The sequence below is a fragment of the Methylovulum psychrotolerans genome (assembly GCF_002209385.1).
Taxonomy (GTDB): domain Bacteria; phylum Pseudomonadota; class Gammaproteobacteria; order Methylococcales; family Methylomonadaceae; genus Methylovulum; species Methylovulum psychrotolerans.
Genome location: NZ_CP022129.1, coordinates 3,543,494 through 3,566,299, shown reverse-complemented (window position 1 = coordinate 3,566,299; position 22,806 = coordinate 3,543,494). Strand labels below are relative to the sequence as shown.

13 protein-coding genes are annotated in these 22,806 nt (G+C 51.1%); 11 read left to right on the top strand and 2 right to left on the bottom strand.

The window, feature by feature from the left end; genetic code table 11:
• Window positions 1-12: 12 nt before the first annotated feature.
• Window positions 13-5,892 carry an alpha-2-macroglobulin family protein gene (locus CEK71_RS16165; RefSeq protein ID WP_088620343.1) on the bottom strand — a complete coding sequence of 1,960 codons (5,880 nt, stop codon included), beginning with the start codon at window positions 5,890-5,892 and terminating at the stop codon, window positions 13-15.
• A gap of 208 nt (window positions 5,893-6,100) precedes the next feature.
• Between CEK71_RS16165 and CEK71_RS16160 the strand changes: the two genes are divergently transcribed.
• Together CEK71_RS16160 and CEK71_RS16155 are read left to right on the top strand one after the other, a co-directional pair.
• On the top strand, window positions 6,101-9,379 hold the full coding sequence (locus CEK71_RS16160; protein ID WP_088620342.1) for a non-ribosomal peptide synthetase: 3,279 nt from the start codon (window positions 6,101-6,103) through the stop codon (window positions 9,377-9,379).
• A complete protein-coding gene (locus CEK71_RS16155; protein ID WP_088620341.1) occupies window positions 9,376-13,362 on the top strand; it encodes a non-ribosomal peptide synthetase in 3,987 nt (1,328 codons plus the stop codon). Before CEK71_RS16160 ends, CEK71_RS16155 begins: the two co-directional genes overlap by 4 nt.
• A 140-nt stretch (window positions 13,363-13,502) precedes the next feature.
• On the opposite strand, the gene CEK71_RS16150 is transcribed toward CEK71_RS16155, so the two are convergent.
• Complete coding sequence (locus tag CEK71_RS16150) at window positions 13,503-14,024, bottom strand: DUF1097 domain-containing protein (RefSeq protein ID WP_088620340.1); 522 nt, start codon at window positions 14,022-14,024, stop codon at window positions 13,503-13,505.
• A 313-nt stretch (window positions 14,025-14,337) separates the two neighbouring features.
• On the opposite strand from CEK71_RS16150, the gene hslV reads away from it, so the two are divergent.
• From hslV to ubiB, 9 genes are all read left to right on the top strand, one after another.
• Entirely contained in the window at window positions 14,338-14,883 is a 546-nt protein-coding gene (gene hslV, locus CEK71_RS16145; RefSeq protein WP_088620339.1) for an ATP-dependent protease subunit HslV, read from the top strand.
• Between the two features lie 17 nt (window positions 14,884-14,900).
• Window positions 14,901-16,232, top strand: coding sequence for an ATP-dependent protease ATPase subunit HslU (hslU, locus tag CEK71_RS16140; protein ID WP_088620338.1), 1,332 nt, complete (start codon window positions 14,901-14,903; stop codon window positions 16,230-16,232).
• A 161-nt stretch (window positions 16,233-16,393) separates the two neighbouring features.
• Window positions 16,394-16,675 (top strand): antibiotic biosynthesis monooxygenase, encoded by a 282-nt coding sequence (locus tag CEK71_RS16135; RefSeq protein WP_088620337.1) that lies wholly within the window; start codon window positions 16,394-16,396, stop codon window positions 16,673-16,675.
• A gap of 129 nt (window positions 16,676-16,804) precedes the next feature.
• Window positions 16,805-17,200 (top strand): gamma-butyrobetaine hydroxylase-like domain-containing protein, encoded by a 396-nt coding sequence (locus CEK71_RS16130; protein ID WP_088620336.1) that lies wholly within the window; start codon window positions 16,805-16,807, stop codon window positions 17,198-17,200.
• Between the two features lie 15 nt (window positions 17,201-17,215).
• Window positions 17,216-17,965 carry a bifunctional demethylmenaquinone methyltransferase/2-methoxy-6-polyprenyl-1,4-benzoquinol methylase UbiE gene (gene ubiE, locus CEK71_RS16125; protein ID WP_088620335.1) on the top strand — a complete coding sequence of 250 codons (750 nt, stop codon included), beginning with the start codon at window positions 17,216-17,218 and terminating at the stop codon, window positions 17,963-17,965.
• A 42-nt stretch (window positions 17,966-18,007) separates the two neighbouring features.
• On the top strand, window positions 18,008-19,258 hold the full coding sequence (locus CEK71_RS16120) for an AAA family ATPase (RefSeq protein WP_088620334.1): 1,251 nt from the start codon (window positions 18,008-18,010) through the stop codon (window positions 19,256-19,258).
• A 1-nt stretch (window position 19,259) separates the two neighbouring features.
• Window positions 19,260-20,177: a DUF4435 domain-containing protein gene (locus tag CEK71_RS16115; protein WP_088620333.1), complete on the top strand. Its 918-nt coding sequence runs from the start codon at window positions 19,260-19,262 to the stop codon at window positions 20,175-20,177.
• Between the two features lie 30 nt (window positions 20,178-20,207).
• Complete coding sequence (locus tag CEK71_RS16110; protein ID WP_088621665.1) at window positions 20,208-20,825, top strand: ubiquinone biosynthesis accessory factor UbiJ; 618 nt, start codon at window positions 20,208-20,210, stop codon at window positions 20,823-20,825.
• A 69-nt stretch (window positions 20,826-20,894) separates the two neighbouring features.
• Window positions 20,895-22,454 carry a ubiquinone biosynthesis regulatory protein kinase UbiB gene (ubiB, locus tag CEK71_RS16105; RefSeq protein ID WP_088621664.1) on the top strand — a complete coding sequence of 520 codons (1,560 nt, stop codon included), beginning with the start codon at window positions 20,895-20,897 and terminating at the stop codon, window positions 22,452-22,454.
• Window positions 22,455-22,806 lie beyond the last annotated feature (352 nt).

The window sequence follows — 22,806 nt, the reverse complement described above, 5'->3', positions numbered from 1 at the left end:
CATCCTATTTGCTTAGGGTTTGACAACCTGTAGCTTGCCTTCTGTACCCCGCGCTTGTAGTTTACGGTCATACATGCCTTCGGCAAAGGGGGCAGGTATGGTGTATAGGCCAGCGTTAGCGGCGCGTACCCGATACACAAACGTGCCGGCACTGCGCCCAACCGAACCATATAGCACGACGCGGTCATCGCGGACATCCATATAGCTGGGTTGCCAAGTAGACGCTTTGCTGTCCCCTAAAGGGGCTTGCCAAGTATCAGCACCGTCTTCAGTTTGGTTATCGGCATCACTTTCTGTTTCTTTTTCTGGGTCTCCATTAGCGGTGGCAGTCTCCGGTTGGGTATTTTTGCTGTTCAACACGGGTTCTATGCCGCCGGGCAACAGGTCGACAATGGCGATGTCGGAAGCCGTATCGCGGTCGGTGCTACGGATAGCCAGTTTAACCAGAAATTCGTCGCCTATTTTCACTTGGCTGACGGGCTTGCCTGCCAAGTCGGTATAAGTGCGGGCAATTTCCAAGCCTTGGTCTTTGGCGGCTAAGGCGGTGCGGTCGAAGCCGTTTTCGGATAGCAAATAAAAAGCGGGCAGGGCTTGGCTTTTGCTAAAGGTGATGTCGGTCGCCGCCGTCGAAATGACCGCCGTTTTGGTGCGCACACCTGTTAAAGGCAATTGCCGCGCGGCTTGCTTAGCCCCTGTTTCGCTAATGCTTAACGGGTTATCGTTGGCGTTCGTCGTGGCGTAGGCATCTAAGGCTAAAGTGACATAAGCCGCCGATAAGGTGTTGTAACGGTTATCGGCAATGGCTTCGCCCATTTGGTTAAGCACTTGATCGGGAATACGGGTAAGTCCGTTAGGGAAGTGTTTGGCACGCAGATACAGCAATTGCGCGTCATGGATCAGCGGATCGTAATAACTGTAAGCATTGGCGATGGTTTTGCCGTCACTCCACGGTACGGTGCCGAGGATTTTTGCCGCCAAAGCATCTTGCTGCAAAAGCTGGTAGCTGGCGGCGATATAAGCGGCGGCTAGGTCTTTCGGCCATTGTTCCCGATACACCCCGTCCAATTCTTGTTGCAGGGTCGCCAGATAGGCACTGGTGACGATACCTTGGCGGGTCAGCAGATAAATGGCATAAGCGCGGTTGCGGATACCGTCCAGCCCTTCGCTGTCAGCCCCTGCCAGCGTTTCCAGCCAGCCGTTGGCCTTCGTCAGCAACTCGCCGGGGACGGTAATGCCATGGTCTTTGGCTTCAAGGAGAAAATGCACGGCATAAATGGAGGTGAGCGGCTCCACTTCTAAACTGGCGGCCCATAAACCAAAGCCGCCTTCGTCATTTTGTCTGGCCTGGAGGATTTGTAAGGCTTGTGCCAGGGCTGAGCTGGCATTGTGGCGGTCTTGGTTGAAGACCAGTGCCGGCATGGCTTTACTGAGCAATTGCTCGGTACAGGCATGTTCATAACCGTCCAGATAATCGCCCAAGCCTTGCGCCCAAAGCAATGGCGACCACGCGACAGCGGCGGTTACATCACGGTGCTGCAAGTACAGTTGCCGCGTGGGGGCTACGGTTTTCGTGGCGCTGTCAAAACGCCCCAGTGTCAGTTGGGTGCTGAACGGCACGGGCGGGCGGACGCTAACGTTTTCCAGGAGCTTGCTGCTTTTGCCGTCCGCATTGGCCTGTATCCGTAAATCCACGGGCCCTAACTGGTTTTCGGCTTTGACGGTAAACTCGGCGACACCTTCCTGTTGCCCGGCAACCGCTACGGTGAGCGGGTTGGCCGAGATGACTTGTAAGCCAGGGAAAGGTTGGAGTGTGACAGTAATCGGCTGTTTTGCCGCCGTGCCGCCAGGACTGTTATTAAAGACGCTGACGCTCATTTGGAACTCATCACCCGGGGCTACCGTGGTCGGCAGGTTAGGGGAAAGGATAATATCGCCGCGCACTTCAGTCGTGCTGTCGTAGACACTAATATGGCCGTCATTGACGGCGACCACAAACAGATGCAGTTTACCGTTAAAACTGTCCGGCACAGCGTAATGCAGGGCTTGCCCGTCTATGCCCACGTCGATTAGCCCCGACCACCAAGCCACAGGCGGCTGGTGTTTTTTCTTGAACGGGTTTAAGTGTCTCCCCGTCATGTCCTCGTCATCGCCATCACCGCCAGGGGCGGCGGCGTTAATTAGCTTCTGGAATTCGGGTAAGATCATGTCGAGAATCTGCGTGGTATCGACTTGCAGGGCGCGTTTTTGGAAGAAAAAGCCCAACGGATCGGGGCTTTTATAACCGGCCACCTGCAAAATGCCTTCATCAACGGCGAACACCACGGCACGGCTAGGGCTGGGGGTGCTTAGGCGCATCGCGAGGGTTTGCCCCGGTTTGATGGTTTTTTCTGCGCTAAAGAACAGCGGTTCACGCCGTGCGTCCAAGTTAACGGCGAAAGGCATCACGCCATAGGATAAGGGGCTCATAAACACTTCATCCGAATTGGCATCGCGGACAAACTGCACCGAGACATAGCCGTTGCCCTCAAAATCTTTCGGCAGGGTGATGTTTTGTACCGAACTGGTGGTGTCGGTCTTAAACCAGACATGCTGGTAAACGCGGTCGCGCTCAATGGTGATCAGGCCGCTACCGATGTAGGGGGCGCGGATATTAATGGCGATAGTGTCGCCTGGGGCATATTCGGTTTTGTCTAAGGTCAGTTGCAGTTCGGCATTACGCTCCAGCGAACGGCTGATATTGGCAGAGCCGGCGACGCTATAGTCAATACGGTTCAACTCCTGATCCGCCGCGTCTTTTAAGGTCAAGGCAAAATCGCCGGGTTTAGTGGTGTCTAGGGCAATCTCCGCTCCTTCCGCCGCCAAGCTATACGGCTTGCTGGCACGGACGAGGTCTTTCTGGCGTGATTCATATCGGTAAGTGCCGTCTTCTTGCTTGACCAGTACCGAGACATACTGCCGCTCAATCAATTGCAGCGTCAAGCCGCTGACGGCAATGGGGTCAAGGTTAGGCGCGACCGCCAGCCAATGGCTGGCCCGTTCGGCATTACGCGGGATAAACTTCAACAGGCCGTCGGTTTTAGTCCCGACCAGATACGGCGCATTCGACACCAAGGCGGTGGCCTCCGCCGTCACACTGCGGCCACTGGCCGCTTCAAACACTTTGCCCGACACAGACAGTTGGTAAGTGGCGGCGGCAAAACGTTGCAAATCGAGCTTGAGTTCGGCATTGCCGTCAGCATCGGTGGTGGTGGCCGTCAGGGCTTCGGTAAGCCGCTCCAGCGGTTTGGCTTGGTTACGGAAGACATACGCTTTATAGCGGGCAAAAGCGGGTAGGGCGGGTGATAAGACCATTTCGCCTTCGGCCCGCCGCCCTGCCGCCGGACTGCCGAACAGTTGCAGGGCGTTAAGCTTGGCTTGCACCGCTTCTGGCCGCAACCACCCGGTCACCGTTTGTTCGGACAGTTTGAGCTTGACTTTCATGCGGTCAGGCTCAAAATCGCGTACCTTAAAATCGACGCTGCCGATTTGTTGGCTGCGGTCATTATGGGTGATCAGATAGAAATTGGCCTGATAGCTGCCGGTCGCCGAACTGTCTTCACTGCTGAAGTCGATGCTGTCAAAGCCGCTGGCGGGTAGGTTAATCTGTTTGTTGAGTACAGATACGCCGCGCGGGTCGATAATTTCCATGGCTAATGGCAGGCCTGCCAATTGCCCTTGCCAATCGGCGGTACGCGCGATAAAACCAATATGCGCAGTTTCGCCAGGCCGGTAAATGCCCCGGTCAGTAAAGGCAAAAACCGCTAATTGCTTCGCGGAAACGGCATTGTCCGCCCCGCCAATATCAAAACGTGACAGATTAAGTTGGCGGTCATCGCGGTTAATTGGCAAAAAAGACATATCTTCGCCATAACTGACCACATACATGAGCGGCTGTTTTTCCCGCTCCAATTGCTTAAGCGGCGGGAAATTGACCCGTCCGGCCATGTCGGTGAGTTGCGAGAACACCGTTTGCCCGTTCCTGCCGACGACATCGACCCGCGCGTCGCCCACAGGTTGGCCACCCGCGATGGATTGGACAAAAACGTCTTGCCCCCCACCGACGCTGTTTTTGGCGATAATGCCCAGATCCGTCACTAAAACAAAGCGCGTATCGGCGGGTACGGCGCTCATTTCATCAGGGTTTTCCGAATTATAGGCTTGGAGCTTCACCATAAACACGCCGCGCCGGTTGGCAGTTTTGTCTTGCAGATAACGGCCTACATCCAGGCTATCATACTGTGGCTTATCCAATTCGACAGCCGCTAGAGGCCGTTGCTCGTCAAAATTTTCCACTAAGCTATCGAGATCGTGGTCGCTTAAATCCGGTTGGGAAAACCCGCCTCCGTTTTGATCGACCAAATGGTGCAATTGCTTGGGCAGCAAGCGGCCAATCGTGAGCTTTACGCCATTGACTCCCCGGCTCATATAAGCGAGTTTTCGCTCGCCCGTGAGCGACAGCAGCGACCCTTGCGATAACCATTTGACGGCTTGCGGATAGGGTTGCACTTGTACGGTAGCCCCTACAGATTGGCGGGCTTGATAGCCGCCAAAAGCTTGGGCACCTGCGTTGATTTTGGCATACACATAGCGTCCGACCGGGGCTTTAAAGGTAAAACCGTGGACGGTATCATAAGGGGTTTCGGTGGCTTGGGCGGTTAATGCCAACGGTTCGGCCACCGCCAATATGTTGCTGGTGATTTTGTCGTTTGACCAATAATAAGGCCGTTGCCGCTCTTCCTCGCTAGCATCGGGCGGATAGTCCGGCAATAGCCACGCCTGCACTTTATTTGCTAGACTTTCCGTACTGACCGGAGCGGTGGCATTGACTAAGAGCACTTGTTCCGGCTCAAACCGCTCGTTATCGACTAGGGTCATGCTAATGTTATCGAAGGTCAAACGGTATAGGCCGGGTACGACCACGTCGCGGTTGAGGGGAGCGGCGGTGCCGTTACCGCCTAGGCTAGAGCGTATGCCTTTGAGTAAGGTTAACTTTAAGGTGGCGTTTTCTTTAGGGATGCTCAGTACCGCCGAATGCAGGTAGGCGTTCAGTTTGTAAGCGTCGTAACTGATGGTGACGGGCGGGTCATTGGCGTTAAGAAACTGTAGGCCTTCTGGTAAGGCTAAGCGGACTTTGTCGGCAAAATCGGCGCTATCGACCGGATGGCTAAAACTGACGGTGGCGACCAATTGTTTTTGGGTCGGGAGGGTCGGATCTTGGTAAAACTCAGCTTGTTTGAGTTCCGCCGTAAAGGGCGGGCTATGGAAATGGGCGGTATAATCGTCCAGTTCAATCGTCTTTGCCAATAAGGCGTTCTCAGACAGCCCGACGCTATAGTCGGTGTCTATCAGCCAATCAGTTTTAGGGTAAAAACTGAGCGTTTTGTCGTCTTCCCAACGCCACTCGCCCGCCAGTTGCGGTGATAAGGTCACGCCTGCTTGCAAGGCTTGGCCGAGCTTATCGACGGGGGCGACTGACTCATCGAAGACAATCTGCAAGGGTTCCGGTTTGGCATGGCCTTGGTCATCGTAGCTTGGGGCAGCAGGGGCTTTGACTTGGTAGTGCGTTAAGACCGGTTTAGGCAATTGCCCATACCACCAAATGCCTAGGATACTGCTTGTGGCGACTAAGAGGGCTATCAGCCCTGCCAGCAGGCTATGTGTGGGTTTTGCCAAGAGCCATTGCCGCCCCGTGTCGGATTGCTGCCCCAGCCATACCAGCCAATGGGGCGGTTGCCATGCGAGGGAGCCGACCAGCCCTGTTAAACAGAAACGGCTACCTTTAACCAGTAAGGCGAAATAATGGCATAACAACAGCCAGACATTTTTTAGCAGGACACGAGGGCGGTTAGTCATAAGACAGGGCGGGTGGGTTGCTGGCGGAATGCCGAAATGATACGTTAATTACTTAAGATTGGCGAAATTTTATTGCGGCTTATCGTGCTAATGGCTAGTCCGATAGTTGGCTTTTAGCTGCCAAAATGATACGCTTTTCGGTTGTCATGAAATTACCGGTCGCTTGGCATCCTCCCGAAATCTGTACTCACTATACAATGGATCATTAATGACTATTTTCCAAGACCAAAATTACACACAATCTGTTTCGGCCACTGCTGAAAAATATGTTTTCCCCGCGTCCTTTGCCCAACAGCGGCTCTGGTTTTTAGACCGCTTAATTGGCCCTAGCGGTCTGTATAACATTGCTTGGGCTATCCGCTTGGATGGGGTGTTGGATGTGCCTGCCCTGCAACACAGCTTGGATGCCCTAGTCGACCGCCATGAAGCCTTGCGCACGGGATTTATCGGGCAGGGCAGTGAGGCTGTCCAAATCATCAGCCCCTCTATGCCGTTGGCCTGTACGTTAGCGGAGTTGCCGGATATGGAAACAGACCGGGATGGCGCGGCGCGGCTCATCCTAGAGACGGCGGCAAACCAGCCGTTCGACCTGACGAAAGCGCCCCTCATCCGTACCCTATTACTGAAACTGTCGGCGCAAACGCATATCCTGCTGGTTACTGTTCATCACAGTGTTTTCGACGGTTGGTCGCTGGCTATTTTCAAGCACGAACTGGCGGCCTTGTATAGTGCATTTAGCTTAGGCGTAGCGGCGGATTTACCCGATTTGCCGATCCAGTATGCAGATTATGCGGTTTGGCAGCGCGAATGGTTGCGGGGTGGGGTTCTGACCAGACAGCTTGACTACTGGCGGGGGCAGTTGTCCGGGGCGGCGACGCTGGTTTTGCCGACTGACCGCCCGCGCCCACCACAACTTTCTTATCGGGGTACACAAGCGGCTATCCGGCTACCAGCGGCACTGTCCCAAGACCTAAAAGCCTTGGCGCAACAACACAATGCGACCCTCTTTATGGTGCTGTTAGCCGCTTTGCAAGTGCTGCTGCACCGCTACAGCGGCCAGGACGATATCGTGGTCGGCACGGCGATTGCCGGACGCACCCGCCAGGAAACCGAACACCTGCTGGGCTTTTTTGCCAACACGCTGGCGTTGCGGGCGGATTTGTCCGGCAACCCCAGCTTTTGCCAATTGCTTGGGCAGGTGCGCAAAGTGTGCTTGGAGGCCTATAACCACCAGGAACTGCCTTTTGAAAAGTTGGTGGCTGATATGCAACTGCCTCGTGACCGCAGCCGGAATCCGCTGTTTCAGGTTATGCTGGTCTTAGAGCCGCCGAGTGGGGAGCAGGGCGGGGCATGGGCCGGGTTATCCGTAGCCCCGGTCGCCGTTGCCCAAGACAGCGCTAAGTTTGATCTGACCCTGTTATGGACGGAACAACCCGATGGGTTGTCGGGCGTTATCGAGTACAGTACCGATTTGTTCGATGCCGCTACTGTCGAACGCATGGTGGGGCATTTACAGACCCTGCTGGCGGGCATTGTCGGGCAACCGGACTGTACTATCGGCGAGCTGCCGCTGCTGACCGCCGCCGAACGCCAGCAATTGTTGGTCGGTTGGAATGCTACGCAAACCGATTATCCTAAAGACCGCTGTATCCACCACCTGTTCGAGACACAGGCGGCCAGTACGCCCCAGGCCATTGCGGTGGTGTTTGGCCGCGAACAGCTCAGCTACCAAGTCCTTAACGCTAAGGCCAACCAATTGGCGCATTATCTTATCAGCTTACATGTCGCCCCCGAACAAGCCGTAGGCATTTGTTTAGCCAGAAGTCCCGCCATGATAATCGCCGTATTGGCTATTCTTAAAGCCGGGGCTTGTTATGTGCCGTTAGATCCGCTGTATCCGAAAGCGCGGCTGGAATTGATGCTGACCGATGCCCAAGTTCCCGTCTTAATCACTCAAGGTGAATATGTGGCGGATTTGGCCGATACGCAAGCCCTGATAGTCGATATTGCCCAGTTAGAAGCCCTGCTCAGTAGCTTTAGCACCCACAACCCCGCAGTGTTAAGCCAGCCAGAACACAGCGCTTATATCCTGTATACTTCCGGTTCTACGGGTAGGCCTAAGGGTGTGGCTATGCCGCACCGCGCCTTAGTGAATCTGCTTAATTGGCAAACAGACGGCTTGCAACAGCGGCCAGAACGGCGGGTTTTGCAGTTTACCAGCCTAAATTTTGATGTGTCATTTCAAGAGATTTTTTCGGCCCTTAGCACGGGCGGCGGCTTGGTGTTAATAACCGAAGCCCAACGTAAAGACCCGCGCTTACTATTGGCGGCGATCGTTAGCCATAAGGTGACAGATTTATATCTGCCTTTTATCGCCTTGCAACAGCTCGCCCATACCCATGCCAGCGTCCTTATTGACAGCCATTTGGCAGTTATTATAACGGCAGGGGAAAAATTGCACGCCACCCCTGCCATTAAGCAATTTATTAAAAATCTTGGCGGTTGCCGCTTGGTTAACCAATACGGCCCTACCGAATGTCATGTTGTTACGGCGTTTGATTTGCCTGAAGATATACGCACTTGGGCAGAATTTCCGTCTATAGGGCGACCGATTGCCAATACTGAAATTTATCTTTTAGACTGTAACCGCCAACCGGTTCCGGTAGGTGTTTTTGGCATAATCCATATTGGTGGCGATTGTTTGGCTAAGGGCTATTATCAGCAGCCTGAATTAACGGCGGGGAAATTTATTGCCCATCCTTTCAGCAACAAGCCGCACGCGCGTTTATATGACACGGGTGATTTGGCGCGTTATCTGCCGGATGGAAACGTAGAGTTTTTGGGGCGTATCGATAATCAAGTAAAATTACGCGGCTACCGGATTGAGTTGGGAGAAATTGAAGCGGTATTGCGCCGTTATCCTGGTATCCATGAAGCGGTGGTGCTGGCGCGTGAAGATCAGCCGGGCGATAAACGCTTAGTGGCATATTTGCTGCACCCGCAACAGGGGCAACCGGACATCAGTGCTTTAGCCCTTTTTGTTAAGGCAGAGCTACCCGATTATATGTTGCCTTCGGCTTTTGTGGTATTGGCAGAATGGCCGTTAACTCCCAACGGTAAGCTAGACCGGCAGGCATTGCCGGCACCTGATTTGCTAAGTCTGCGTTTAGGGCATAACTATGCGCCGCCTAGTTCAGCGACCGAAGAGGCGATGGTGGTGATTTGGCAAGAAGTCTTAGGTATTAGTCCTATTGGTGTCCATGATGATTTTTTTGAATTGGGCGGCGATTCTCTATTTGCGATGCAATTGCTTGTGCGTATTGAGGAGCATTTCCACAATGAATTGCCGCTGAGCTTGCTATTTGATGAGCCGACCATCAGCAGCTTTGCTAAACAGTTAGACGTGGTGCTAAAACAAAATAATGCCAGTAAACATACCCCTATCCAAGCATTACGGCGTAAATCTTATCAAATTACAGAGCTATGACATCTATCCAAAATGAAGCGGATTCGGCCAGCACCGATGACCGTTATTTTTTCCCCGTTTCTTTTGCCCAACAGCGGCTCTGGTTTTTAGACCGCCTGATCGGATCTAGCAGCCTGTATAACATCGCTTGGGCTATCCGTTTGGACGGGGTATTGGATGTGCCTGCTTTGCAACACGGCTTGGATGCCCTGGTCGCCCGCCATGAAGTGTTGCGCACGGGTTTGGTCGGGCAGGGCGGGGAGGCCGTCCAGGTCATTAATCCGCCCTTGCCGTTGGCCTGTACTTTGACGGAATTGCCGGATATGGAGGTGGATTCTGACGGTGCACTACGGATCATTCTGGAGGCGGCGGCAAACCAACCGTTCGACCTGACGCAGGCGCCACTCATCCGTACCCTATTGTTGAAATTGTCGGCGCAGGCACATGTCCTGCTGGTCACCGTCCACCATAGTATTTTCGACGGCTGGTCACTGGCCGTTTTTAACCGCGACCTGGCGGCATTGTATGGTTTTTTTAGTTTGGGTATAGCGGCGGATTTGCCCGGCTTGCCCATCCAGTATGCGGATTATGCGGTCTGGCAGCGGGAATGGTTGCAGGGTGACATATTGGACAGACAGCTCAATTATTGGCGGAAACAGTTAGCGGGAGCCGTAGCATTGGCTTTACCGACCGACCACCCCCGCCCGCAACAGCCCAGCTATCGGGGGGCACAACTGCCGCTACGGTTATCCGCAGAACTGGCCCTTGGTTTAAAAGGCTTGGCGCAACAGCATAACAGTACCTTTTTTATGGTGCTGTTGGCGGCTTTACAAGTGCTGTTGCACCGTTATAGCGGTCAGGATGACATCGTAGTCGGCACAGTGATTGCCGGGCGTACCCGTCAGGAGACCGAACAACTGCTCGGTTTCTTTGCCAATACGCTGGTGTTGCGTACGGACGTGTCTGGCGACCCTAGCTTTCGCCAACTGTTGGGGCGGGTGCGCAAAGTGTGTTTGGAGGCCTATAGCCATCAGGAACTGCCCTTTGAAAAACTGGTGGCGGACATGCAGTTGCCCCGTGACCGGAGTCGGCATCCGCTGTTCCAGGTTATGCTGGTGTTACAGCCGCCTGCGGAGGCGGCGGATTGGCCCGGCTTGCAAGCCTCGTCTATTGAGGTCGCTAGCGGTAATGCCAAATTTGATTTGACGCTGGCCTTATCCGAACAAGCAGACGGTTTAGTCGGCCTTATCGAATACAGCACTGATCTGTTTGATGCCGACACCATCAGCCGTATGGCGGGGCATTGGCAGACCCTGTTAGCGGGCATTGTCGCGCAACCGGATTGGCCCATTGGCGAATTGCCGCTGTTGACCGCTACCGAGCGCCAGCAACTGTTGGTTGGTTGGAACGCTACGCCAGCCGATTATCCCCAAAACCGCTGCATTCACCATTTGTTCGAGGCGCAGGTAGCCCGTACGCCCCATGCCATTGCCGTGGTGTTTGGCCGCGAACAGCTAAGCTACCAAGCCCTTAACGCGAAGGCTAACCAACTGGCGCATTATCTGCTGACGCGGGGTGTTCGGGTAGGCTCATTAGTCGCTATCGGCACCGAACGGTCACTGAGTATGGTTATCGGTTTGTTGGGCATATTAAAAGCAGGGGCGGCATATATACCGATAGACCCTAGCTACCCACCCGCCCGTTTGGCGTATTTGCTGGCAGACTGCCAAGCCCCGTTGTTATTGACCCAAACACATTTAGAATGGCCAGAAACGGCGGCAGAGCTTATCTATTTGGATACCTTGACCGGGTCGTTTGCCGACTGCCCGGAGAGTAACCCCGATTTGGGCAGTGACTTAAATGCCGGGCAATTGGCCTATGTGATTTATACCTCCGGTTCCACCGGCAACCCGAAAGGGGTGATGGTGACCCATGCCAATGTCAGCCGATTGTTTGCCAGCACAGAAGCTCTCTATGGCTTTGACGGGCACGATGTTTGGACGCTGTTCCATTCCTACGCCTTTGATTTTTCGGTATGGGAACTATGGGGCGCTTGGTTATACGGCGGCAAATTGGTCATTGTGCCTTATTGGGTATCGCGTTCACCGAGAGAGTTTTATCGTTTGCTCGTCAGTGAGGGTGTCACTGTCCTTAACCAAACGCCTTCGGCGTTCCGGCAGTTGGCGCAAATTGACCAAGAACTGGGTGGCCAAAGCCCGTTGAAACTCAGATATATTATTTTTGGCGGCGAAGCTTTAGATTTCCCCAGCTTGCTGCCGTGGTTCGCCCGGCATGGCGACCAGACACCCCGCTTGGTGAATATGTACGGCATCACCGAAACCACCGTGCATGTCAGTTATTACCCAGTAAGCCAAGCCGATGCCTTAAGCCAACACAGCATTATTGGCAAGGCTTTGCCGGATTTACAGGCGTATATTTTGGATCGGTATTTACAGCCCCAAGCCATTGGTATCCCTGGCGAGTTGTATATCGCCGGTGCCGGATTGGCAAAAGGCTATTTGCGCCGCCCCGAGTTGACCGCAGAACGGTTTATTGCCCATCCGTTTAGCGACGACCCTACCGCCCGTCTCTATAAGACCGGCGATCTGGCCCGTTGGTTAGCTGACGGTACGCTTGACTATTTAGGCCGTATCGACCAGCAAATTAAATTGCGCGGTTTCCGCATTGAATTGGGTGAAATTGAAGCCCTCCTGTTGCAACAGGAGACTGTCACTGCCGCCGTGGTGGTGTTGCAGGGCAGTTCTGACCAAGACTCGCGCCTGATTGCTTATATTGTCCCGGCCTTAGGGGCGGACAAAGACAGTACCCCGTTGCGTGCTGCCCTTAAAGCGGGTTTGCCCGATTATATGGTGCCGTCCGCTTGGGTGTTTTTAGAGAGCTTGCCGCTGACCGCCCACGGTAAAATCGACCGTAAGGCCTTACCGCCGCCTGACCCAACGCATTTTAATGTTGCCCGCCGCTATGTGCCACCCGCCTCGCCGGTGGAAGCGGCATTGGCCGCCGTTTGGCAGGAGGTTTTAGCCATCGCCCCAATTGGCCGTGACGATAATTTTTTTGAACTGGGCGGGCATTCTTTATTGGCTTTGACGCTGTGCACCCAAATAGAAGCCAAGCTTAAGCAAAGCGTACCCGTAGAGTGGCTGTTTCAATATCCTACCGTCAGCTTACTGGCTGAAGTGTTAGGGCAGGGGAATGCCGTCAAGCAAAATGCCTCGGCCAGCCTCAATGCTTTTCAAGCGGACGGCACTAAGTCACCATTTTTTTGGGGTGTCGATGGGAAAATCTTTTCGATGCTGCTGGAACACATCGGTACAGACCAACCGCTTTATCTGTTAAAACACCAATCCTTGGATGGCTATAAAGCCCGCCACCGGACGATTGCGGATATGGCTGCCCACTATATACGCGGCATTCAAGCCATAGACCCTGTAGGGCCTTATCATTTAGGCGGGTTTTCGGTGGGTGGGATGATTATGTATGAAGTGGCGCGGCAATTATGTGCGCAAGGCAAACAAGTGGCTTTACTGTTTCTGCTCGACCCTTCCCAACTCAGTTATGATGGCGAGAATCACGATATGCCAAGTTACATAATGAGGTGGCGTAGGGAACTTGGGCAACTGCATTATTTAGGCTATGTCGTATATGCGCGGCGGTGGCTGAAAAAAATAAAAATGGCCTTTGTCATTAATTTTTATTTTGGTTTGGGTAAGCCGGTGCCGGCACGGTTATTTTGGCAATCTATCGAACCGATTTATTTGCAGGCGATGTTGCTCTATAAACCGGAGCCTATTCGGGATGGCTTGAAAAAAGTGGTGTTTGTCCACTCGAAACAGGCAGGTGCAGACACTTGGCTACAGCTTTTTAATGATAAACCTGAAACGTATGCCATTGACTGCGAACATATGCAGTTAAAAGACGACGCTTACCTGATGGCATGGTTAGGGATCTTTAAGCGGGTGCTGGAGAAATACATCCATAAGTGATGCCAAGGTAGTGATATGGGGCAGGATGTGCGGATGGCAAGCCTAATCCGTCACATCCCGCTGGCAACAAGTCACTACGCCCCCCTTTAACGGTCTGGCCTTAGCGATAGCCATTTGCAGGGGGAATAATGGTGGTAGCTTTATTCTTTAGTCCATTTAGCGGCCAGTTGGCCTGAGAACTGGCCGAAATAAGTACCGACCACGATAGAAATCGAAATGACCAGCAATGGGTTGCTTAAGGAAACGCCTAACAGGACATCTTGGTTTAATTTATCAGGGGTTTGCAGCAAATAGGCGAAAGTTGACGAGTAACCTAACACGCTGGCAGGAATGGCGGCCAAACGTGGGCAACTGGCGGCCAGACACATGACGATGACCGCAACCGTTACCGTAATGGCGGCCATCAGCGGGAAGCCAAGCAAGGTGTCAGGGGATATTTCGGTCAACAGCAAGGCGGTGATCCAGGCCATAGCCACGCCGAAAATACCGCAAACAATAGTGTTTACCAAAGCTTCTTGATTGCCGCCTAACAGAAAATAAGCCGCCCAAGCAATGGTTGCCGCCCAGATGAAGAAAACCCCGCTGGCAGGCCCTACGGCCAGAAAAGTTGCGACACCGGCCAGCACACCAATACTTAAGGAAAGTGCAGTCAATTTGTTCATTATTCTATCTCCAGGTAATGCCTCAATAATAATATGACCGGATTAGCCCGCGAGGCGGCGGCGTTAATCCGGCGTTCGGTCAGGGAAGGATAAAATCCGAACTTTTCTGATGTTAGCAGAGATTAAAGAGAAGAGAAAATGTAAATAACTAAGGAAAGCTTGAATTACTGTGAATCAGCCCGCATTTCTAACAGCTAACAGGTCTCTTCGCTTGATTAGGGCGACTTTTTTCGCACTTTTATGATGAGACACTGTAAAATGGCTGGACATTTTTGATAGAGTTCAGGTTTGGTAACGTTTAGGATATAAAAACATGTTTAGAGGAACAACCATACTTTCTGTACGCCGTGGCGGTAAAGTCGTCATTGGCGGCGACGGGCAAGTCACCTTAGGTAACACGGTCATGAAAGGCAACGCCCGTAAAGTGCGCCGCTTGTATCATGATAAAGTTATCGCCGGCTTTGCCGGGGCGACCGCCGACGCGTTTACTTTGTTTGAGCATTTTGAAGGCAAACTGGAAAAGCACCGTGGCAATTTAACCCGTGCGGCAGTGGAAATGGCGAAAGACTGGCGCACTGACCGCGCTTTGCGTAAGCTGGAAGCACTGTTAGTGATTGCCGATGCCAAAACGTCGTTGATTATTTCGGGTACAGGAGATGTGATTGAGCCGGAGCATGATTTGATGGCGATAGGGTCGGGCGGCGCGTTTGCCCAAGCTGCCGCGCGGGCTTTGCTGGAAAATACCGAACTGAGTGCGCGTGACATTGTTGAGCGGTCTTTAAACATCGCAGCCGACATTTGCATTTACACCAACCACAATCTTCGTATCGAAGAGCTGGACGCAGAACCTAACGAATAAGACGGACAAGTGAAATCATGACACAAATGACTCCCAAAGAAATTGTCAGCGAATTGGACAAACATATTATCGGTCAGGCCAGTGCCAAGCGTTCGGTGGCGATTGCCCTGCGTAACCGCTGGCGGCGGCAAAATGTCGATCCGGCTTTGCGCAATGAGATTACCCCTAAAAACATCTTGATGATTGGCCCTACCGGGGTCGGTAAGACCGAAATCGCCCGCCGTTTGGCACGTCTGGCTAATGCACCGTTTATCAAAATCGAAGCCACCAAATTTACCGAAGTCGGTTATGTTGGCCGTGATGTCGAATCCATTATCCGTGATCTGGTCGATTCCGCCATTAAAATGACCCGCATGGATGATATGGAACGGATGCAGGTGAAAGCCGCCGATGCCGCCGAAGAGCGTTTGCTGGATATTTTATTGCCTTTGCCCTTATCGCCTACGGGTAGCCTGTCTTCATCCGAGGAAGCGACCCGCTTGAAAATGCGCAATAAATTACGCGCCGGGGATTTGGACGACCGGGACATTGAAATTGATGTCCATGTCGCACCAATGGGTGTGGAAATTATGGCACCGCCGGGCATGGAGGAAATGACCAACCAATTGCAGGGCATGTTCCAAAGCATGGGGTCAGAGCGTACCAAGCCCCGTAAAATGAAAGTCAGCAAAGCCTTAAAAGTTTTGCAGGAAGAAGAAGCCGCCAAACTGGTCAATGATGAAGACATTAAGTTACGCGCCGTCGAAGCGGTAGAGCAACATGGCATTGTCTTTTTGGACGAAATCGACAAAATTTGTAAACGGGGCGAGCATGGCGGCGGCAGCGGCGAAGTGTCGCGCGAAGGTGTGCAGCGCGACTTGTTGCCGATTGTTGAAGGCAGTACCGTCAGCACCAAATACGGTATGATTAAGACCGACCATATCCTGTTTATCGCCTCCGGTGCATTCCATGTCGCCAAGCCGTCAGACCTGATTCCCGAATTGCAAGGCCGGTTTCCTATCCGTGTTGAATTAAGCCCATTGTCAGCAGAAGATTTTGTGCGTATCCTGACCGAACCTAACGCGTCTTTGACCGAACAGTATATGGCTTTGCTGGCGACCGAAGGTGTGGATTTGTCGTTCGCCCCCGACGGTATCCAGCGCATTGCCGAACTTGGCTGGCAAGTGAACGAGAAAACCGAAAATATCGGTGCCCGCCGCCTGCATACGATTTTGGAGCGGCTTTTGGAAGACATTTCTTTCAATGCCCCCGATTTGCTGGAAAAAACTATCGTAATTGATGCCGATTATGTCGATAAGCATCTGAGCGAATTTGTTGAAGATGAAGATTTGAGCAGGTATATTCTGTAACGTGGCAATCAGCAGGGGCAGTTCTGCCGTTGCAAGCCGTTGCATATCAAGCCGCCGGATTAGGCCTTGCAGGTATTTGGAACCCGCAAGGCCTTAGCGGCCTTGTTTGATGCACCATCCTAAACAGGTTTTTTAAACGCCCGATTTAAGGCAGAATAAACATGGCACATGTCCTCATTATCCACGAAGTCGAAGATTACGGCGCGTGGAAAATTATTTTCGATCAGGCGGCAGGCATCAGAAAAGCTGCTGGTGAGCAGCATTATCAGGTCTTGAAATTTACCGACTCCGCTAACCATATCGTGCATTTTTCCGAATGGTCGTCTGTGGCGGATGCAAAAGCATTTTTTGAATCGCCCGAATTGGTTAAGATACGCCAACAAGCGGGTGTGAAAGCCCCCGAATTTATGTATTTGGATTTATTGGCGGCAGGCGTGTTGTAGCCTTCGCTGTCCGCCCAATAAGCAACACCATTGCGCCATAAGTATCGCCTGTGCTGGCCTACCTAAGCACGGGCGGCTTAACGCTAAGCCTATTGAGCTTACCCAGCCCACACACCATTGAGCAATCGTATGCGCCTAACTATCACCCCCTGCAATAGCCTGCCGGTTGAGATTAAACATCATCAACTGTCTAACCGCCTGGAAATTAGCTTTGACGACGACAGCGTCTTTGTCCTGCCTGTCGAATATCTGCGCGTTTATACCCAATCCGCCGAAGCGGTCGGCCATGGCCCAGGGCAAGAGACCCTGCAAACGGGTAAGGAAGCCGTGACCATTAAAGAAATCCGTCCTATCGGCAATTACGGCATTTTGCTGGCCTTTAGTGATGGGCATGACACAGGCATTTATACATGGGACGCGTTATATCTGCTAGGTACCGATTACCAAACCTTGTGGGCGGATTATCTGCACCAATTGGCAGAGGCGGGCATTGTCCGCAACCCACCACGCACGAACTCGCATTAATATAGGGGAATAACCATGACTACCGATAACACCACCCATTTCGGCTTTAAGCAAGTCGCCGTCGATGAAAAAGTCAAACTGGTGCGCGGGGTTTTTGATTCCGTTGCCGAACAGTACGACATCATGAATGATTTGATGTCCTTAGGCATACACCGCATTTGGAAGCGTATTGCCGTACAACTGAGCAACGTCCGCAAAGGCGAGCACGTTTTGGATTTGGCGGGCGGCACGGGCGATTTGACCACATTGTTTCATGAGCGCGTCGGTAGCGACGGGCAAGTGGTGCTGGCGGACATTAACGCGCAAATGCTGCGTACTGGCCGCGACCGCCTGATCGACCGCGGGCTGGCGGCGAATATCCGCTATGCGCAAGTCAACGCCGAATGCCTGCCGTTTGCCGATAATACGTTCGATTGTGTGTGCATCGCGTTTGGCCTGCGCAACGTCACCGACAAAGATGCCGCCTTACGTTCTATGTACCGCGTCCTGAAACCGGGCGGACGGGTGATTGTGCTGGAATTCTCGCACCCTACCGATAAAGTCACCGAGAAAGTCTATGACTTTTACTCGTTCAATATCCTGCCGAAAATTGGCCGTTTTGTCGCTAAAGATGAAGAAAGCTACCGTTATTTGGCGGAATCCATCCGTATGCACCCTAAACAGGCTGAACTGAAACAGATGATGGAAAACGCCGGGCTGGAGCGTTGCGAATATTTTAATATGACGCAAGGGATAGTGGCGGTGCATCGGGGGTATAAAATCTGATCGCCTGAACCGTGCATCAACAGACCATTATAGATAACCACGATGAATCCTAGCCCCATTAAATCCTTCTCGATATATGGTCTGTTTGGCACCAGTGATGTGCATATCCCGTTTGATGAAAATATTAAGATTTTGGTTGGGGAGAATGGGCTGGGCAAGACTCAGGTTTTGAATCTTCTTTACTATACGTTAACGCAGAATTTTTTGAAGCTATACGATTTTCATTTTGATAAATTAGTTTTACAGTTTTCAAAAAGCGACACGGTTGAAATCCATAAAGAAGATATGAAGTATCATATGAATGCAAACAGATCTGCTATGGTATGGAATATTGGATTTTCTGAAAGATTGCGTTCTTCCCTAAGGGATGATGAAGAATATCAATATCCTGACTTGGATATAAAAGAATATATACATCCAACATTAAATAATACTAAGATAAAAATCCAATTCGGAATTTCAGGCAAGGATATTCTTTATTTCCCGACATTTCGGCGCGTAGAAGAAGATTTGCATAACTTGGGTTACGACGAACAAGATGAGCGTTTAAATAAAGAAGACACCGTTATCCAGTTCGGTATGGACGATGTGTCCAAAAAATTCGCCAGTATCGAAAATAAAATTGATAGCTTATTAAAAGAAGGCTTTGCCAAAATCTCTTCGGAGATTTTAAGCCAATTGGTTAAAGGCTTTTCCGAAACGGATAACCGTTGGTTAGATACAATCGACCAAAATGCGCTGGAAATTATATTAGCTAGGGTAGGCAAGCAATTGCCCGAAGAAGATAAAACCGCCATGCGGGCTATTGTGGCCGACAAGAAAGAGACTAACCCCTCGCTTATGTATTTTCTGAAAAAATTGCTGGAAATTTACGACACCCAAAAGGCGTTGGATAATTCGGTAAAGCAGTTTCGGGATGTTTGCAATAAGTATCTGGTGGGTAAGCAACTATTTTATGACGAAAGCGCGATTAAGATTTTTGTTAAATCGGATATAACCGACGCGGCGATTGAGCTTAAATATTTATCTTCCGGCGAAAAACAAATCATTTCGATGTTTGCGAAAATTTATCTTGCCGAGGAAGGCCAGCGTTTTATCGTGTTGTTTGATGAGCCTGAGTTATCGCTGAGTATGCCGTGGCAAAAGCAATTATTGCCCGATATGATTAACTCCACCAAGTGCGATTTTCTGCTGGCTGTTACCCATTCGCCGTTTATTTTTGATAATGAGCTAGACCGTTATGCTGTGGGGTTAAGCGAGTATATTACGCGCTCTAAACAGGTCGCCGCGTAATATGGAGTTTTTAGAAGCGCTAAGACAAGGCCGTTTTCAGCCAACCGCAGCCTATTCAGACTTTATGTATCTAACCGAAAAACACGAGCACAGCTTGTTTTGTTTTTATGAAGGTAAAGACAGCGCTTATTATGTGCCTAGAATTAAACGCTTTACCGCCGCTTACCAGAACATGCTTTGCGGAGGTAGGGAGAAGGTTTTAGAGGTCTACCGTCTAATTGCCGGACATGCCGAATACGACTGTTACAAAAAAGCCTTTTTTATTGACAGGGATTTTAATCTGCCCTTAACGCCGCATAGTCCGCCCATTTTTGAAACGCCGTGCTATGCTATCGAGAATTTTTATGTCTCCATTGAGGTATTCCAAGATATTTTAAAAAACTCATTGCATTTATCTGAACGCAATGAAGCTTATCAGACCTGCGTAAGGCTTTTTATGGATAGGCAGCACGAATTTCATCAGGCAACACTATTATTTAATGCTTGGTATGCGTGTTTAATCAGCCTTAAAAACAGCACAAACGAGCAAACGGGCGTTAATTTAGATGAGAAGTTCCCTAAAGGCTTTATTAGTTTTACTGATTTAAATGCCGTATCGGCACATTACACGTTCGATACCCTCAAACAAACATTTGCCAATGCTTTAGATGTTCCAGAAACTGTTTTAGAGGCAAAAAAGGCTGAATTTGCTATATGCCAGTATCATCAAGAATTTAGGGGAAAGTATGAGTTATGGTTTGTGCTTACTTTTATAGAGTTAATATTGAAAGACTCGAAAACCACCAAAACTTTCCTAAAAGAAAAAATCAATTTTTCATTTAGTGATAAGTTGAGCAATGATCAGGCAATAGAACTTTTCTCGATTCATGCGGAGACACCTGATTCTTTATATGAATACTTACGGCAAGTCACTTCATAAATTTTGTTTTTAGTAGAAGAATTATTTAATATGCCTATTAAACCCTTACTTATCGGCACGCTAGAACTTGCCCTTAGCCGTTATGTGCAACTAGACCCGAATGCCGGGCAGTTTTTGCAGCCCTTAGCGGGCAAAGTCATCGCCGTGACCATTACCCCGTTTAACGAAACCCTCTACCTGTGTCCGGCAGCCGATACCATCCAAGTGCTGGACCAGTATCCGGGCGAACCCGATACCCGGTTGACGGGGTCTTTGTTTGCGTTCGGTTTAATGGGGCTGAGTGCTAAGCCGATGCGGTCGGTGTTTTCCGGCGATGTCGTCATAGCAGGTGATATGCACACGGGGCGGCGGTTTCAGGAACTGTTCGCCAAGCTGGATATTCATCTGGAAGACAAATTAGCCAGATATACGGGTGAACGATTTGCCCATAACTTGAGTCAGTTTTTCCGGGCTGGGCAAGACTGGGGCAAAGACACGCTGGAAACCTTCCGGCTTAACGCCGCCGAGTTTTTGCAGGAAGAAACCCGCGACTTGCCCGCCGTACCCGAAATGGATATTTTTTATCAGCAAATCGACGATCTGCGGCTAGACTTTGACCGTCTGCAAAGCCGCGTGGATAGGCTGAAAAATAACTTAGAACACCCTTAAAACTATAAAAAACAATAAATGTACCCACCGTTGTTAAGGTGGGTACTCTACGCCACCAAAGGTAACGCAGTGATCCGCCCTAAAATTTTAATGCGCCTGATCCATATCAATTGGGTCTTGGTGATGCACGGCCTCGATGAAATTGTCTTAAACACGCCTTATTTCCGCCCGATCCGGTTTTTAGCGCTCTGTACGCCGTATTATTGGCTGAACCGCAAAAATGAGCTGGCGGTGTCGCGCGGGGTGAGGATTCGCCAAGCATTGGAAGATTTGGGGCCGATCTATGTCAAATTTGGCCAAGCCTTATCGACGCGTAAAGATTTGTTGCCCGACGATATTGCCGATGAACTGGTCAAACTGCAAGACCGGGTGCCGCCGTTCGGCAGCGACATTGCCCGCGCTATTATCGAAAAAGAGCTGGGCATGTCGATTGATGAGGCGTTTGCCAAATTTGACCCCGAACCTATGGCCTCGGCTTCGGTGGCGCAAGTGCATACCGCGACGCTGCATACTGGCGAGGATGTGGTGGTGAAGGTGTTGCGCCCCGATATTGAAGGGCGTATCCATTCCGATATGGGGCTGATTTACGAATTGGCGCGAATTGCCGAAAAGTTTTCCCCCGATGCGCGGCGCTTGCGGCCTATGGAAGTAGTTGCCGAGTTTGAAAAAACCACGCTGGATGAGCTGGATTTGGTCAGGGAAGCCGCCAACGCGGCAAAAATCCGCCGCAATTTCGACAAATCGACGATTATTTATATTCCCGAAGTCCACTGGGAGTTTACCCGGCAAAAAGTCATGGTCATGGAGCGGATTCATGGTATCCCGGTCGGCGATATAGACAAACTGCGGGCAGGGGGGGCGGATTTTAAATTGCTGGCCGAGCGTGGCGTGGAGATTTTCTTCACACAAGTGTTCCGGGATAATTTCTTCCATGCTGACATGCACCCGGGCAATATTTTTGTTGAATTGCCCGCTAAGTATATCGCCATTGATTTTGGCATCGTCGGCTCTTTATCCTTATCCGACCAGCATTATCTGGCGGAAAACTTTTTGGCGTTTTTCAACCGCGATTACCGCAAAGTGGCGGAAATGCACGTTGAATCCGGTTGGGTGCCGCGCACTACGCGCATAGAAGAATTTGAATCGGCGATCCGTAGCGTTTGTGAGCCGATTTTTGAGAAACCGTTAAAAGACATTTCCTTCGGGCAACTGCTGTTACGCCTATTCCAAACCGCCCGCCGTTTCGATATGCAGGTACAACCGCAATTGGTGTTGCTGCAAAAAACCTTGCTCAATATTGAAGGCTTGGGGCGGCAACTGTATCCCGAATTGGATTTGTGGCAGACCGCCAAGCCGTTCTTGGAGGGGTGGTTCCATGAGCGTATGGGGCCGAAAGCCAAAATCAACCAATTGCTTAAGCAATTCCCTGAATTTGCCCAGCAATTCCCCGAAATCCCTTCTTTGCTTTATAAAGCCTTAGATAACGCCGCCCATACCCAACAACAGGCCGAAGCCCAACAACGCGAATTGGCCTTGTTACGCGAGCAAATCGACAGCCACCAACGCCATACTTTATGGGCGATGCTGGCGGGTGCGACGCTGATTAGTTTGGCTGTGCTATTCCAATAAGCGCGATGACGGCGGCACAAGCCGCCGTTCCTTGGCTTTCGTTTTACCCTTCCCGTTATACCCCTTCAATCCCTCCCGCATTTTTACCCGTGTAACATCAAAAAGTTGCAAACACGCCGTAGTTGCAATATTGCCAGTTAAACCCAAAGCTGAGGAACACAAAAAAATTAAAATTGTGGGTTTTAGACACGATGGTTATTTGCTTATCGTTTTTTTAGGTAAAGGTAAGTTGTTGTTCGCTATGGCTTAATGCTAGCTTTTATGCTGAGCTGATTTTATATGGTGCGAATTTGCACCAAAATAAAGCATAAAAGCATTTTTGAGTGTGACATATTACCTGGATATTGAGGTA